We start from the raw sequence: 14,984 nt of genomic DNA, 5'->3' as shown, positions 1-14,984 counted from the left end.
TTTGTTATGAAAGCTTGGGGTTAACATCCGTCAGTGTTAAAGCTATCGATGACAGAAGATAAATTATCATTCATCGTGTTTGCTTCCTGCTGAGCAGGGGAACCTCGTTGCATACTCGCCATACCTGGGAAGGCGGCGGGGGGAACCGTGGTGTATTCTGTTCTATCATGTTTCAGTTCATTGCTAATAGTGCGCGCTGAGGCTAAAAATAAAGTCATGCTACTCAGACAGGTACCGCCGGTAACCGTTTTAGTTTTGTCATAGCCTTTAACTAGCGTGTTCATCAAGTTGATATTTTCATCCAGTTTGGCGAGGCCGGTATTATCCGCTTGAGAAATGGCTTCTTTTATTTCACGGCTAATGAGTTTGCCGTAGTAAATAACGCCTATTTTATAATAGGACAATGATTCTTTTTTAGCGCTATCGAACGTCTGCTTTATATTTTTCTCATCAAGTATCTGTATCTGTTCTTTAAACTCATTCTCAGCTAACAGAACTTTTTTGAGTTGTTCAAACAACGCGGGTTCTTTCTCCATAAATAGCTTACCACCGTCTGAAAGATATTCCTTAGTACTTCCATACATGGATAGTTCTTGATTCAGTGGTTCGAGAACGTTGAGCGCTTGCAGGTATTTTTCAGCTGCAACGTCCAGTTCAGCGAGGTTTCCTTCCATTTTAAGGGCGTTCTCTAGCCCTTTTTTCTTGCCTTGAATATTATTGTCGTTGACTGCGAAGTAATTTTTTAACGGTTTTTTATTTTCAATGTTGTCGTTGATGAATTGCATCTGCTTCTCAAAATCACCGGAGAAACCATCGGTAATGAACTCAGCATTAGCAACATCAATATAAGCATTGTATTTAACTATTTGGTGTTGCTCTTTATCTCTAACCTGTTTCTGCGTGTCGTTCTCTGATGTCGCAGTCTTGGTGTTTTTATTATCATCACAGGCAGTGATGATTGTGGTGCTTGCCAGCAATATGCACAGTGCTAGCTTTTTCCATTTATATAAAATTTTCATATTTCCCTATTTTGTATTTATAAAATAATGTATCCGGTGACAATTGTATCATGGTGACAATATCTAATTTAGAACAGGAGGGAATAATAATTATTAAAATAACAAAACTTATAAAATAATAAATAGAATAAATGATACGCTGAAAATAGATTGCGTAAACTGACGCATTTATCATCTTCTCAGCATATGAATGATGTCGATTTAACGTCCTAGTAACGCCGCAGCCAGCGGATCTTTCCCATCGAGCAAATCTTGGGTGCTGCCGTCGTAGGCGAATCGTCCATCGGCGATCAGCAACGTGCGCGACGCAATGCGCGCGGCATCATCTAGGTTGTGCGAAACCATCAGCAGAGTGAGGTTTTGCTCTGAACACACCTGTTCCAACAGTTGCAGCATCTCGCCACGTAGCGCCGGATCGAGCGCGGAGAAGGGTTCATCGAGCAACAGGATGGGCTGATGACGCAGCAGACAGCGCGCCAGCGCTGCCCGTTGACGTTGTCCACCAGAAAGCTGGGACGGCAATCGGGGTAAACAATCGATAATTCCGACCCGCTGCGCAATCTCATGTAAGCGCTGTTTTTGAGTGCGGTTCAAACGTAATCCCGCATCAAGCCCTAATCCTAAATTTTGCTCAATGCTCAGATGAGAGAACAGATTATTCTCTTGAAATAACATAGATACGGGGCGCTTAGAGGGGGGCGTGTTGGTGTGATTGATACCATCAAGCATCACCGTGCCTTTGTCTGCCATGAGAAAACCCGCAATTAACGCCAGCAGAGTGCTTTTGCCTGCGCCGCTTGGCCCCAATATGGCAATCCGCTCTCCCGCAGAAACATCGAGTGAAAAACGCATCGGCTGATGCTCATAGAGATAAGTGAGATCGTTCAGCGTAATCATGATTTATCCCGCCCTGGAAGGCGTTCCAGCAGAGTGAAAAGTAAGAAACACAAGATCAATAATAACAGCGCGGTGACTGCACCATCTTGGCTGCGATAAGCCCCAATTTGCTGATAAAGGTAGAATGGCAGCGTACGGAATTGCTCATTGCCAAATAGCGCCACCACGCCAAAATCCCCCAAGGATAGAACGCAGGCGAACGCCATGGCTTGAGACAGCGGGCGCTTAAGCGCGCGTAGCTCAATCAGCCTGAGTCGGTTAATGCCTTGAATGCGCAGCGATAGACACAGCGGATTATAACGCTCAGCCAGATCGCGCATTGGATTTTCAAGCACTTTAAGCGCGTACGGGATGGCCATAAGAGCATTGGTTAGAATCACTAATCCGTAGGCGGACTGTGGAATGCCAATGGTATCCGTGAGCAGCAAAAAGAAGCCGGTGGCTAGCACAATGCCCGGCATCGCTAAAATCAGCATTCCGGTTAATTCCATGCCTTGCCCCAGCCAGCGTCGCTGGCGCAGCACTAGTTCACGACTGCTCCACAACAGCATCATGGTTAGCAACACGGCCAGCAAACCAGCGCCGAGTGCAATTTTTAACGATGTAAGCGTGGCCTGCCACAAAATAGGCTGGACGAGCACGCGGTTAACCGCCTGATTTAAGCCATCAGCAACCACGGCAAACAGCGGGGGCAGAATAAGCAGCAGGGCGCATAAAATTACGCTACCGTCGATCCAGCGAGCGAAGAGAGTGTCTTGCGGATTACGCCATTTGATGGCTCGTGTATGGCCGACGGGGAGAATACCGCTGAGTTTTTGGCTCAACATCACTAAGCCTAAACAGCAGAACAGTTGCAGCATGGCTAAAAGCGCAGCCCGGCTGAGGTCGTAGTCGTAGCTTAAGGCCTGATAAATAGCGAGTTCGATAGTCGTCGCCTGAGGTCCCCCGCCAAGAGAAAGCACGGTGGCAAAGCTGGCGAAACATAACATAAAGATGAGCGCGCCAGCGGGCAGGATTTGGCGGCGCAGATAGGGCCATTCAACAAAACGGAACTGCTGCCAACTGCTCATGCCGAGTTGAGCGGCGAGCTGGCGTTGCTCTGTGGGGATATTCTCCAGCGCCTGTAGCAATAGGCGCGCCGCTAACGGCAGGTTAAAGAAGATATGCGCAAGCAAAATGCCCTGTAAACCATAAGGCGAGAATGCGTAATCAATCCCCAGCCATTGGCAAATTTGAGCCAGCCAGCCTTGCCTACCATAAACACTGAGGATACCGAAGACCGCGACCAGTACCGGTAGCACCAGCGTCATGGCACAGAGCCGCAGCAATAGCTGCCTGCCGATGAATCGGCGACGGAACAGCGCCCGTGCGAGCAAGATGGCAGGGAATACGGAGCACATGGCGGACAGAAACGCCTGCCAAAAAGTAAAACGCACGACATGCCACAGGTAGTCATCTTGCCACAGGCTATGCCAATCCGACTCCGGAGCGTGACGCCAAAGGGCGCTAAACGCTGCCGTCGCCACGGCAATAATAGCAATGGCGGCGAACAGCCCTGGAAGTAGCCAGAATGGAATTAACGGCTGACGGCGGCTTGCCATGAGCGGATCCATGTTGCGCGGTTTTGAGCGACTTCGGCTGGGGTGAATTCGAGAGCCTTAGCGGGGACGTTTAACTGTTCAAAGCCCTGTGGAAGCGTCGTTTGGATAACCGGATACATCCAGTTTCCAGTAGGCATTTCATTCTGGAATGCCGGTGTTGTGATGAACTGCATAAATTTATGTGCCAGTTCTGGTTGTTTGCTGCCCGCAAGCTGCGCTGCAACTTCTACCTGCAGATAGTGCCCTTCGCTAAATTCAGCGGCGGCGTAGTTATCTTTTTTTTCTTCGATGATGTGATACGCCGGCGATGTGGTGTAACTCAAGACTAAATCGGCTTCGCCTTTAAGGAATAAACCGTACGCTTCGCTCCACCCCTTGGTGACCGTCACGGTTTTTTGCGCCAATTTTTGCCACGCCTGTGGCGCTTGGTCGCCATACACCTTTTGCATCCACAGCATCAGGCCAAGACCGGGTGTACTGGTGCGTGGATCTTGATAAATCACTTTCCATTTTTCAGGGCTTTCTATCAATTGCTTCAGGCTAGTTGGCGGATTTTTCAATGTGTTTTTGTTGTAAACGAAGGCAAAATAGCCATAGTCATAAGGCACAAATGTGTTATTCCGCCAGCCGCCAGGGACACTGAGTGTCTGCGTATCAACGTTGCTAGGCACGAACAGCCCCGTTTTTTCCGCCGCCTGCACCAAGTTATTATCCAGCCCCAACACTACGTCGGCACTGCTCTTTTGGCCTTCCATTCGAATGCGGTTTAACACCGAAACGCCATCTTCTAGCGCCACAAATTTCAGCTCGCAGCCGCACTCTTTTTCAAAAGCGGCTTTCACTTTCGGGCCAGGCCCCCATTCCGCAGCAAAAGAGTCATAGGTATAAACCGTTAGAACCGGTTTATCGGCAGCACTATGCACCGCAAAGGCCGTAGATATCAGCATCAAGGCAGGAATTATTCGTTTCAACACTTTGCACTCCGTGAGTTAAGTCAGGTCGCAAAGGTCTTTGAGCAAGCGTGGATACGCTCTCAAATCCCTCCGCCGGTATTATCCGGATCAGGTTCGACGGGTTTCTCTCAGCAAAAAACTGGTTGCGCCCGCGTTGATCCGATGTCGTGCGGTGCTCGTAATCCTCACATACTATTGTATGCTGCGGTTACTCCGCTCCGGCCTCCATCGGCTGAACGCTTGCTCACGACGTTTTTTAGATCGCCGATCTAACTCTGTTTTCTGCACCCCGTTGAGAACAGCGCGTTATTGTAAAGAGAGCATGTGTTATTAGAAAGGATTAATAACGTTATCGAGGTTTTTCACAGCCGGTAGAAACGGTTAATTCGTGAATATCGCTTTCGTTGGATTGCGCTGGAGGCGCGAACCATGCGGATTTGAAGTCGAACCAGCCGAGAGTGTTCATCCGGACACCGCGCATGCTGTGCTGCCCGTGGAGTTTGAGCCAATGATGAAATAGGGGGTGAAGCTGATGCTCTTGCACTAGACGTTGGCTCCATTCCGCCATCGGCAGAGCGTTGTTACGCCACTGGCTGGCATCTTGCTGCAAATCGCCACTCAGGCAGTGCTGTAGCAGAGGCAATTCATACATCATCGAAAAAATCGAGAATTCGAGCGGCATGTAAAAGTTAGCACTACCCAGCCACAGATCGCTTTTTGCATCGCCTTCATACCAGCGGCTATAGCTGATTTCTTGCATCGTGAGCTCAACGCCATAGTCTGCAAGCAGCGGTTTTAGTGCCAAGAATATTGCGTGAAACTCCGAGTGCTTGGTGTACACCGTCAGCGTGAGATGGGTCAGATGGGCCGGTTTCTCGTTATCGCTAATCAGTAGGTTGTGGTGCCAGCGAGGCAAAATGCCATACGCAGGTGACCAGTAGCGTTGATGGATCTTGCTCGCTTTATTCAGCAACGCGATAGGGTTGATGACCTGACACAGCCATTCACGCACTGCGGGGTCGGAGGTGATTGCTGAGCGCTGATCAAACAGCATGAAATAGCAGCCCTCTTCCAAACGACTTTCTAATTCATCTTTTCCGGTTTCATCGGACTGAAGCTGCACGCCAGCGTGCACCAGTTCTTCCGAAATTTCGGGTAACACCCAGATATTGACTTCATCGATTAGCGCGCGAAAACCAAAGTAGTCGTCATAGGCGCGGATTTTAAGCTGAGTCTGGGTATTACGTACCACCTGATAGGGCCCAGTCCCGATGGGGGAGCGAGTAAAATTGGGCAGTGATTTCCATTCGCGCGGTAGAATCATGGCGTTGACGCTGCCGAGTAGCCACGGTAGCCACTCATCTGGCGTGCTTATTTGAATATCAATAACGTACGGATTTGGGGAGGTAATGCTTTTCAGATGTGAAAACAGCGGTTGTTCCCGCAGTCGTTCAAGAGAGTGGATCACATCGGCCATTTCTAGCTCGCGTCCGTTATGAAAACGAATAGCGGGGCGTAGGTAAAAGCGCCAATGCAGCGGCGTTAAAGCCTGCCAGTGATGCGCTAGATCGGGTTCGAGTTCCCCGTTTTCCTCATTTAGCTGAGTGAGGCCGCTAAATATCTGTCGGGCCAAATGGGTTTCGGAGCGACGCATTGGCGTTCCTGGAAGCAAATTAAACAGCGGGCGATAGTAAAGAATACGCAGGATATGCTTACCCTGACGGAAGCTGCGTCCTAGCTGAGAGAGCAGCATTTGGCGCACTGAGCTGCGGTCGCCAACCAGTTGCACTAACTGCTCGATATGATCTTGGTCTAACAGCTCTTCGGCGCGTAACTGCTGTACCTGAAGGCCAGTTGATTGGAAAGTGAGTGTGGAGCGTTTACCACGTCCAGACTCGGCCTGCCAATGTAACCATCCTTGTTGCTGCATAGCGTTGAGTAAGGTTCGCACATGACGACGCGAGCAACTGAGCGTTTCTGCCAGATCGGCTAGCGTGGTTTCCGCTGATTTGCCTTGAAAACTTTGCCATAAGCGGATGAATTGATGTTGTAAACGCGACGTCGCCATAAAAGAGGAACCTTTTTAGGTAAAGCTATCAATTTTTCTTTCCCTATATTACGCAGATAATTTCAGCAGATGAAAGAGAAAGAGGTGAGTAATCATTTGTCTCTCCGACATCAAAGAGTGTTTCTGAGTAATGGTGCTTTTCACCGACCAGCAGGTCTGCCTGCTGGTTTTTTTCTGTTATCGTACTGCCAGCCGTATTTGATAATGCCAGCTTAGGAAATCAGGATGACCTCTTTGTTGACTGCTCGCCGCCGAATTAATCCCATCTATGCCGCGTTTTTGATTGTTGCATTCTTAACCGGAATTGCGGGAGCGCTTCAGGCTCCTACGCTAAGTTTATTTTTAACGACTGAAGTGAAGGTGCGTCCCCTTTGGGTTGGCCTCTTTTATACGGTGAATGCGATTGTCGGGATTGCGGTGAGTTTCTTGCTAGCGAAGCGTTCCGATCGTCAGGGCGATCGTCGCAAACTGATCATGTTTTGTTGCGCAATGGCGGTGGGAAACTGCCTGTTGTTTGCGTTTTGCCGCAGTTATTTGTTGCTGATCTCCGCAGGCGTTTTCTTGGCAGCGCTGGCGAATACGGGAATGCCGCAGATTTTTGCCTTAGCGCGTGAATATGCCGACCGTTCAGCCAGCGAAGTTGTGATGTTTAGTTCGGTAATGCGAGCACAGCTCTCTTTGGCATGGGTGATTGGGCCGCCGCTTTCATTCATGCTGGCGCTGAATTACGGCTTCACTTTTATGTATTTGATTGCTGCTGCCGTGTTTATTCTTGCGATTGTGCTGGTGGCCTTTATGTTGCCATCAATGCCCCGCACAGAAACCACGGGTGAAGCCGTCGTTATTCCCACCAATGCGTTTGGCGACAAAAACGTGGTGATGCTGTTTATCTCCTCCATGCTGATGTGGACCTGCAATACCATGTATATCATTGATATGCCGTTGTATATCACGCAGGATCTTGGTCTGCCAGAAAATTTGGCAGGGCTCTTGATGGGGACTGCTGCGGGTTTAGAGATTCCCGCGATGATTCTAGCGGGTTACTACGTTAAACGTTTTGGCAAACGTAACATGATGCTGTTTGCCGTTGCCGCTGGGATCTTATTTTATGCCGGTTTGGTGTTGTTTAAATTCAAATTGGCATTGATGGTGTTGCAGTTGTTTAACGCGGTGTTCATCGGAATTATTGCCGGTATCGGCATGCTCTATTTTCAAGATTTAATGCCGGGTCGAGCGGGCAGTGCGACGACGCTATTCACCAACAGTATTTCGACCGGTGTGATTATGGCAGGGGTATTACAAGGCGCGTTGGCTGAAACATTAGGCCACTACGCGGTATATTGGCTAGCGACAGCGCTGGCGATAGTGGCCTTGATTTTGTGCTCGCGAGTGCGAGATGTGCCCTAGGGAATTTATTCTCCTTTGATACTCTCCCAGCTCAGCCCAAAACGTGCCAGATATTTACGTAGACGATCGGCGTCATTGGGCTGTTTTTTCAATTGGCGTGATACGGAGAATAGCTTACGTCCTGCCTCGGATAAGCTGTCTGACGAGCGGCAAACGCTGATCACGCTGGCTAATTGGCTGCGATCGAACAGATCTAACTCGGGGAGATCGGGTAAAATTTCTGGCTGATCTTTTTGCCAGTTTTGTTGTAGCCGAGCGATTTCTTCTTGTACCAGTTCGTCATCAATACGCCCTGTATCCGCAAGTGTTGCCATACGGGTGACCGAAGCCGCTAGTTCACGGAAGTTTCCTCGCCATTCAGCCTGCTCGGAACAGGCAAATTGCAGATAGCGTTGACGTGCTTCTTTATTGAAACGCACCTGTGCTTGCTGTTCTTGGCTATAGCGGTTGAGTTCAAAATCCAGATTCGGCTCTATATCTTCTCGCCGCTGCGCCAAGCTGGGGAGAGGAAAAGTCCACATATTGATGCGCGCATATAAATCCTCGCGAAAACGTCCTTGCTTGACCCATTGCCGCATATCGCGATGGGTGCCTGCAATGAGTTGAAAATTGCTGGAAACCTCTTTATCTGAGCCAAAAGGTAAAAACCTTTTTTCTTCGATTGCTTTGAGCAGCATGGCCTGTTCATCGAGTCCTAACTCTCCGATTTCGTCCAAAAACAGCACGCCGCCGTCGGCTTCTCGCAGCAGGCCGCTACGCGCCTGTAGCGCACCGGTAAATGCCCCTTTGATGTGACCAAACAAGGTCGACATCGCGTTGTCCCCGCGTAGCGTCGCACAGTTTACGGCCACAAATCGTCCGCTAACTTTGTGCCGTGATTGCCTCAGCTGGTAAATACGCTGTGCCAAAAATGACTTACCCGCCCCGGTGGGGCCAGTCAGCAGAATAGGTGCCGTCGAACGTAAGGCAACGCGTTCAATCTGATCAATCAGCGTATTGAAGGTGGTATTACGAGTGGCAATTCCCGATTTCAAAAATGAAATTGAAGCCTGCTGCTCGCGCTGGAAGCGACGGGTTAATTTGCTATAGCGACTAAGGTCAAGATCGATAATGGAGTAAACACCGGCGGGAGTGGCCTCGGTTTTCTCTTGGCTTTTAGGCGCTGGCGAGGTTTGTAGCAGGCTGGCTGGGAAATAGCGGGCCTCCGCGAGCAGGAACCAGCAAATTTGTACCACATGGGTGCCGGTGGTGATGTGGATTAAATACTCTTCGTTATCGGTATCGAAAGGGTAATGGGTGGCAAAGTCGAGAAATGCAGTATAAACCTCTTCAAAATCCCACGGGTCGTGCAGATTAACTTGATGCAGGCAAACCTGAGTGCTGCCGAGCTGGGCAATATCATCGCTTACCTGCTGCGCCATGCCGAGATCTCTTGGCTGATACAGAAGTTCGAGCCGGTCAATGGGCAAATCAGGCTGTTGGCATAGTCCTACCGTCGGTCGCCATTTATTCCAACGATTTGCTCGTTTACCGCGCTTATCCAGAACAGTGCCCAGCACACCAATAACGACTCTGCGCTTCATCTTCTTATCCAAAATTATAAATGACGATATTTTAAGATAACTTTACACGTATTTGATTCAAGGTGATATCGCAAGTAATAAAAATAAATATCTTATTTTTCATGTGATTAATTTTTTATTTTGCTGTTTTTAAAAAATGGCACGCTTTTGGCAATATTTATAACGCCACTTGCTGGGGTCGTAGGGATTCTAAACTCCCACCGGCACATCAAGAACGCCAAGTTGCGTTATCTGCGATGTGTTCTGCCAGCGGTAGATGGCCTGGTTAACCTGGGTTCGAATCCCAGAACATCAAATATTCCTGATGGGTAGGAAATTTAGAAATTTATTGTAGTGCCAGCCCGTGTAGCCAAGCCGTTAATGGTTACCGTCGTAGAAAACCAGCTAACACGCTGGGCAGGTGGCAAGGTCTCGTTAGCGCGAGTATCGGCTAGAGAGTTCTCCCCACCCGCTTCGCGTCACTGCCCGTTTTCTAAGACAGCGGGCTAATTAATCACAAGGAAGAAAAAATATGCGTAAGAACATCATTATACAAAAAGGGCAGATCGGTTTACTGACGAAGAAAGGCGATTATCAGAAAGTACTCGAAGCGGGAGAATATCGCTTTTTTGACTGGACTAATCAGTTGGCAGTGACGGTGGTTAATCTTAGCGATAGCAGAGTGGAGCCCGCACTGGCCGAACATTTACGCAGCTACCAGCCTGAGTGGGTTGAACGCTATTGCACCGCGGTGGATTTATCTGAACAAGAGATCGGCCTGCGCTATGAAAATGACATTTTACAGGAAATATTGCCACCGGGGACGCGTCGTCTTTATTGGTTGAATGGCAATCAGCAACGCATCGAACGAATTGAGGCTAATAATGTAGAAGTACCGTCAGAGATTGTGGCTGCGCTGCATCAACCGAAATTACGCAACCGTACGATTAAAGGTGGAGAAGGGGTGTTATTGGTGCAGGTGCCAGCGTGGCATGTCGGCATATTAAAAATTGATGGTGCAACACAGGCGTTGTTAAGCCCTGGTATTAGTGGATATTGGCGCTTCAACCATGCGGTGGAAGCCGAAATTGTTGATACCCGTTTGCAGGTGTTAGAAGTCAGCGGGCAAGAGATATTGACCCGTGACAAAGTGAATCTTCGGTTGAACTTAGCCGCTAACTGGCGCTACAGCGATGTGCTGCAATCATTTGCTTTGGTTGCTAAACCGCTGGAGCACATTTATCGCGAGTTGCAGTTCGCGCTGCGTGAGGCTGTTGGTACACGCACATTAGACGAGTTGCTGGAGAATAAGCAGATTATAGACGACATCGTGAGTGAGCAGGTGTCGCGGAAACTGGTTGGCTATGGCATTGAGGTCGTATCGCTAGGTGTTAAAGACATTGTTTTACCGGGTGATATGAAAACCATTTTGTCGCGTGTGGTTGAAGCGGAAAAATTGGCTCAGGCTAATGTGATCCGCCGTCGTGAAGAAACCTCTGCGACGCGATCGTTATTAAATACGGCGAAAGTCATGGAAAACAACCCCGTGGCGCTGCGCCTAAAAGAGTTAGAAACGTTGGAAAGAGTCGCAGAGCGTATCGATAAAATATCCGTGTTTGGTGGATTAGATCAGGTGCTAAACGGGCTTATACAAATTAAAGGGGTGTAATGTTACCTATGGAACTCAGAACTTCATGCGGCGTAAGCGCCGCAATGCGGATGCGTATTCAACAGACGCTGTGTGCGTTGGAAGAGGAATATCAGATACGCATATTGTACGCCTGTGAATCAGGCAGCCGAGGCTGGGGATTTGCTTCAACGGACAGTGATTATGATGTGCGCTTTATTTACGTTCATCGACCAGAATGGTATCTGCGAGTTGAGTCCGGTCGTGATGTGATAGAAATGCCAATTGACGATGAGTTAGACGTGTGTGGCTGGGAGCTACGTAAAACGTTGGGGTTGATAAAACGCTCGAACCCAACGTTGATGGAATGGCTGGATTCCCCGATTGTTTATCGCAATGAGGAAAGGGCGACCGCTGCATTAAGAGCATTGTTGCCCGATTACTTCTCTGGCTTACGTGGGCGTTATCACTATTTGTCGATGGCGCGGAAAAACTTTCGTGGGTATCTGCAAGGTGAAGAAGTTCGCTTGAAAAAATACTTCTATGTGTTGCGGCCATTGCTGGCGGTGCGTTGGATTGAAGCAGGTAAAGGTGTTCCGCCTATGCGTTTCGAGCAATTAGTGGCTGGTACTGTCGATGACGCTGATTTATTGGATGAAATAGCGCAATTATTGCATGCAAAATGTGAAGCCAGCGAAGCTAAGTATGGGCCTCGGATGAAGAAGATCCATGAGTTCATTCAATATGAGCTGGATGACAATCTTTCTCGTTGTGAAATGGTAGACAATGTTGCATGTAGTGATGATGTTTTGAACCGATTGCTGTTTCAGGAGGTTAATTGTTAAGTTGAGCAGTAAGCGCAGATGAGGATAACTGTGCTTACTGATTTTTGGATAAACCACTGTCATACACCCAATCGCATGCACATGGCCCGTGCGCAGTGAGCCTATAAAACGTATGATGTAAGGTGCAAAACCTAACTACGCTTGCCTGTCTCGCTTTGAGATACCGACTCACTTTGGAAGAGTTGATGACAATATGGGTAAATTAACACCGCTTAAACCTATACCTTCGCTGATCTCCATCGCTATCGCATTGATTATCTGGTTCGTGATCCCTGTGCCTGAGGGCGTTAGTCCAAATGCATGGCACTTGCTTGCGCTATTCGTGGGCACCATTGCAGCCATTATTGGTAAAGCGATGCCGATTGGTGCCGTGTCCATTATTGCTATTGCGCTGGTGGCCGTTACACAAGTCACGAATCCGGGTAAGCCCACCGCTGCGCTGGACGATGCGCTCAGTGGTTTTTCAAATCAGCTGATTTGGCTGATCGGGATTTCCATCATGATTTCCCTGAGCCTCAATAAAACGGGGCTGGGGGCACGCATTGGTTATTACTTTATTTCGCTGTTTGGCAAAAAAACGCTGGGCATTGCCTATGCGTTGGCGCTTGCTGAAACAACGTTAGCGCCGGTTACGCCAAGTAATACCGCGCGCGGTGGGGGGATCATCCACCCCATAATGAAGTCGATTGCCGATAGTTTTGGCTCGAAGCCGGAGCCGGGCTCAACGGAGAAAATTGGTCGCTATTTATCGTTAGTGAACTACAACATCAACCCCGTAACGTCGGCGATGTTTATCACCGCGACTGCGCCCAACCCGTTAATTGTGAATCTTTTACTGAAAGGAACGGATTCGACCTTTGAGCTGACATGGTCGATGTGGGCAATTGCTGCATTGGTACCGGGCATTATTTCTCTGCTGGTGATGCCGTTAATTGTTTACTGGCTGTATCCACCGGAGATTAAAAGCACGCCTGATGCGCCGCGATTTGCCAAAGATAAACTGCGCGATCTGGGGCCAATTTCGCTGGCGGAAAAAATTACCCTAGGGGTATTCGCGCTGTTGCTCTTCCTGTGGGCAGGAATCCCGGCTTTCCTATTGGGGAGTGACTGGACGGTAAATCCAACCACCGCAGCATTTATCGGATTGTCTATTCTGTTGGCCAGCGGTGTTTTGAGTTGGGATGACGTGCTCAAGCACAAAGGTGCTTGGGATACGGTAGTGTGGTTTGCCGCGCTTGTGATGATGGCGACCTATCTGGGAAAATTAGGGCTGATTAGTTGGCTCTCCCAAACGGTCGGTGGTGCGATTTCTCATCTTGGCATGGGCTGGATTGGCGGGATGATTTTGCTGACGTTGGTGTACGTCTATTCGCACTATTTCTTTGCCAGTACCACTGCGCACATCACCGCTATGTTCGCCGCGTTCTTTGCCGCAGGATTGGCGCTGGGCGCACCGCCTGCGCTGCTGGGTCTGGTATTAGCATTTTCCTCCTCGCTGATGATGTCCTTAACCCACTATGGTACAGGGACTGCGCCTATTATTTTTGGTTCTGGATATGTGACGCTGGGGGAATGGTGGAAAACCGGTTTTGTTCTTAGTGTAATTAACCTGCTGATTTGGATGGTGATTGGGAGTTTGTGGTGGAAGTGGTTGGGGTATTGGTAATAGGAACCAGATTCCGTCCACTTGTTCTCTGCACTTGCACGCTGTTATTTGAGATGCCATCGCCGCTCCGGTTTGGAACGCTAATCCTCTATGGGATTACAGTGAAATGTTTCGTTCGCCGGTCAGCACATGCGTTTCCATGAGCCTACTGGCGAAGGCGACCGATGAAAGCCCCGTTGCGCGGGGGCTCTCAACTCGCGCGCTTTTATCCGAGACGCCATCTCCGCTCCGGTTTGGTATCGCCCATCCAGGGCGCCCCAAACTCCGTCACGACATCCCTGTCGTGCCGGCTCTCCCAGCCAAGACTTAAACTAAAAACCTAAAAAAGTTTTGATTTTGTCTTTTGTCTTTTGTCTTTTTGGTTTTGACGTTGACCTTTTCCGGCACGTTGTTCTTCGGCCGAAGAGAGGAATGAAGGCTAGGATTCGCCGACAGGACGTCGGCGAAAGAACGGAGGAGCCAGGATGGCGATTGCCGTTCGTTCCGTTAAAGCCGGAATGACGAGATTCGGGTACCTGCGAAGCAGGCTGAAGGACGGTGCCAAGCTGGGGTGTCGGGGGGCAGCGACTGGCCCCCCGACTCGGACGCCTGCACGGAGTGCATGTAGGTTTCGGTGCTCTAGGCGTACGAAACCTTACACAGTGCTCATGTAGATTTCAGTGCTCTAGGCGTACGAAAACTTACACCGTCTGAACACAGGGCGCGGTAAATGCATCCCTATCGCAAAAACTCCGGTAATTTCCCCTCATATTCTGAAATAGCCGCCTCATGCTGCAACGTCAATCCAATGCTATCTAAACCATTCATCATGCAGTGGCGGCGGAAACTATCCAGCTCAAACGAATAGCTTTTATCTCCCGCTTGCACGGTTTGTGTTTCTAAATCAACGGTGAAACTCATCCCCGGTGCGGCTTCAACCTGTGCGAACAGTTCATCTATTTCGGCTTCGCTCAAGGTGACCGGCAGCAGCTGGTTATTGAACGAGTTACCGTAAAAAATATCGGCAAAACTCGGCGCAATAACCACTTTAAAGCCGTAGTCGGTCAGAGCCCATGGCGCATGTTCGCGAGAAGAGCCGCAGCCGAAGTTTTCGCGCGTCAACAAAATGCTGGCACCTTTGAATTCGGGCTGATTCAGAATGAAGTCAGGATTTGGCTGCTGCCCCGCATCATCCAGAAAACGCCAGTCGTTAAACAGGTGTTGACCAAAGCCGGTGCGAGTCACTTTTTGCAAAAACTGCTTAGGAATAATGGCGTCAGTATCGACGTTGGCGGCGTCTAAAGGAACCACGATCCCACTATGTTTAATTAAACCAGACTGAGTAGATGTAGCCATGAAG

General features: G+C 49.2%; 11 protein-coding genes and 1 riboswitch. Of the genes, 4 read left to right on the top strand and 7 right to left on the bottom strand.

All coding sequences use genetic code 11. The features are described from left to right. Window positions 1–20: 20 nt before the first annotated feature. The 5 genes from K9N75_RS18020 to sgrR all read right to left on the bottom strand — a co-directional run bounded on the left by K9N75_RS18020 (window position 21) and on the right by sgrR (window position 6,538). Entirely contained in the window at window positions 21–1,019 is a 999-nt protein-coding gene (locus K9N75_RS18020) for a DUF3829 domain-containing protein (RefSeq protein WP_224451971.1), read from the bottom strand. A 201-nt stretch (window positions 1,020–1,220) separates the two neighbouring features. After that, window positions 1,221–1,916, bottom strand: coding sequence for a thiamine ABC transporter ATP-binding protein ThiQ (thiQ, locus tag K9N75_RS18015; RefSeq protein WP_008814618.1), 696 nt, complete (start codon window positions 1,914–1,916; stop codon window positions 1,221–1,223). Beyond that, window positions 1,913–3,517, bottom strand: a complete 1,605-nt coding sequence (thiP, locus tag K9N75_RS18010) for a thiamine/thiamine pyrophosphate ABC transporter permease ThiP (RefSeq protein ID WP_224451970.1) — start codon at window positions 3,515–3,517, stop codon at window positions 1,913–1,915. Before thiP ends, thiQ begins: the two co-directional genes overlap by 4 nt. Then, window positions 3,493–4,491: a thiamine ABC transporter substrate binding subunit gene (gene thiB / locus K9N75_RS18005; RefSeq protein ID WP_114445841.1), complete on the bottom strand. Its 999-nt coding sequence runs from the start codon at window positions 4,489–4,491 to the stop codon at window positions 3,493–3,495. Before thiB ends, thiP begins: the two co-directional genes overlap by 25 nt. A gap of 47 nt (window positions 4,492–4,538) precedes the next feature. After that, window positions 4,539–4,633, bottom strand: a riboswitch (TPP riboswitch). Window positions 4,634–4,819: 186 nt separating this feature from the next. Next, window positions 4,820–6,538: an HTH-type transcriptional regulator SgrR gene (sgrR, locus tag K9N75_RS18000; protein WP_008814615.1), complete on the bottom strand. Its 1,719-nt coding sequence runs from the start codon at window positions 6,536–6,538 to the stop codon at window positions 4,820–4,822. A 225-nt stretch (window positions 6,539–6,763) separates the two neighbouring features. Between sgrR and K9N75_RS17995 the strand changes: the two genes are divergently transcribed. Further along, window positions 6,764–7,945 (top strand): sugar efflux transporter, encoded by a 1,182-nt coding sequence (locus tag K9N75_RS17995; protein ID WP_061059591.1) that lies wholly within the window; start codon window positions 6,764–6,766, stop codon window positions 7,943–7,945. Window positions 7,946–7,950: 5 nt separating this feature from the next. Here the strand turns inward: K9N75_RS17995 and rtcR are convergent, their stop codons facing one another. After that, window positions 7,951–9,528 carry an RNA repair transcriptional activator RtcR gene (gene rtcR / locus K9N75_RS17990; protein ID WP_130996349.1) on the bottom strand — a complete coding sequence of 526 codons (1,578 nt, stop codon included), beginning with the start codon at window positions 9,526–9,528 and terminating at the stop codon, window positions 7,951–7,953. Window positions 9,529–10,039: 511 nt separating this feature from the next. On the opposite strand from rtcR, the gene K9N75_RS17985 reads away from it, so the two are divergent. From K9N75_RS17985 to K9N75_RS17975, 3 genes are all read left to right on the top strand, one after another. After that, window positions 10,040–11,176: a slipin family protein gene (locus K9N75_RS17985; RefSeq protein WP_008814612.1), complete on the top strand. Its 1,137-nt coding sequence runs from the start codon at window positions 10,040–10,042 to the stop codon at window positions 11,174–11,176. Beyond that, a complete protein-coding gene (locus K9N75_RS17980) occupies window positions 11,176–11,979 on the top strand; it encodes a nucleotidyltransferase domain-containing protein (protein WP_130953904.1) in 804 nt (267 codons plus the stop codon). Before K9N75_RS17985 ends, K9N75_RS17980 begins: the two co-directional genes overlap by 1 nt. A gap of 193 nt (window positions 11,980–12,172) precedes the next feature. After that, window positions 12,173–13,645 (top strand): DASS family sodium-coupled anion symporter, encoded by a 1,473-nt coding sequence (locus K9N75_RS17975; RefSeq protein WP_039185769.1) that lies wholly within the window; start codon window positions 12,173–12,175, stop codon window positions 13,643–13,645. A gap of 717 nt (window positions 13,646–14,362) precedes the next feature. Here the strand turns inward: K9N75_RS17975 and leuD are convergent. After that, window positions 14,363–14,980, bottom strand: coding sequence for a 3-isopropylmalate dehydratase small subunit (gene leuD, locus K9N75_RS17970; RefSeq protein ID WP_008814609.1), 618 nt, complete (start codon window positions 14,978–14,980; stop codon window positions 14,363–14,365). Window positions 14,981–14,984: the final 4 nt, after the last annotated feature.

This window comes from Hafnia paralvei (assembly GCF_020150375.1).
GTDB lineage: Bacteria > Pseudomonadota > Gammaproteobacteria > Enterobacterales > Enterobacteriaceae > Hafnia > Hafnia paralvei.
Note: the sequence above shows the minus strand (reverse complement) of the source record. Positions and strands in the feature narration are given on the sequence as shown.

What these genes read in the sequence shown, in the direction of transcription:
- K9N75_RS18020 (WP_224451971.1), bottom strand. Translation starts at nt 1,019, where the DNA reads ATGAAAATTTTATATAAATGGAAAAAGCTAGCACTGTGCATATTGCTG.
- thiQ (WP_008814618.1), bottom strand. Translation starts at nt 1,916, where the DNA reads ATGATTACGCTGAACGATCTCACTTATCTCTATGAGCATCAGCCGATG.
- thiP (WP_224451970.1), bottom strand. Translation starts at nt 3,517, where the DNA reads ATGGCAAGCCGCCGTCAGCCGTTAATTCCATTCTGGCTACTTCCAGGG.
- sgrR (WP_008814615.1), bottom strand. Translation starts at nt 6,538, where the DNA reads ATGGCGACGTCGCGTTTACAACATCAATTCATCCGCTTATGGCAAAGT.
- K9N75_RS17995 (WP_061059591.1), top strand. Translation starts at nt 6,764, where the DNA reads ATGACCTCTTTGTTGACTGCTCGCCGCCGAATTAATCCCATCTATGCC.
- rtcR (WP_130996349.1), bottom strand. Translation starts at nt 9,528, where the DNA reads ATGAAGCGCAGAGTCGTTATTGGTGTGCTGGGCACTGTTCTGGATAAG.
- K9N75_RS17985 (WP_008814612.1), top strand. Translation starts at nt 10,040, where the DNA reads ATGCGTAAGAACATCATTATACAAAAAGGGCAGATCGGTTTACTGACG.
- K9N75_RS17980 (WP_130953904.1), top strand. Translation starts at nt 11,176, where the DNA reads ATGTTACCTATGGAACTCAGAACTTCATGCGGCGTAAGCGCCGCAATG.
- K9N75_RS17975 (WP_039185769.1), top strand. Translation starts at nt 12,173, where the DNA reads ATGGGTAAATTAACACCGCTTAAACCTATACCTTCGCTGATCTCCATC.
- leuD (WP_008814609.1), bottom strand. Translation starts at nt 14,980, where the DNA reads ATGGCTACATCTACTCAGTCTGGTTTAATTAAACATAGTGGGATCGTG.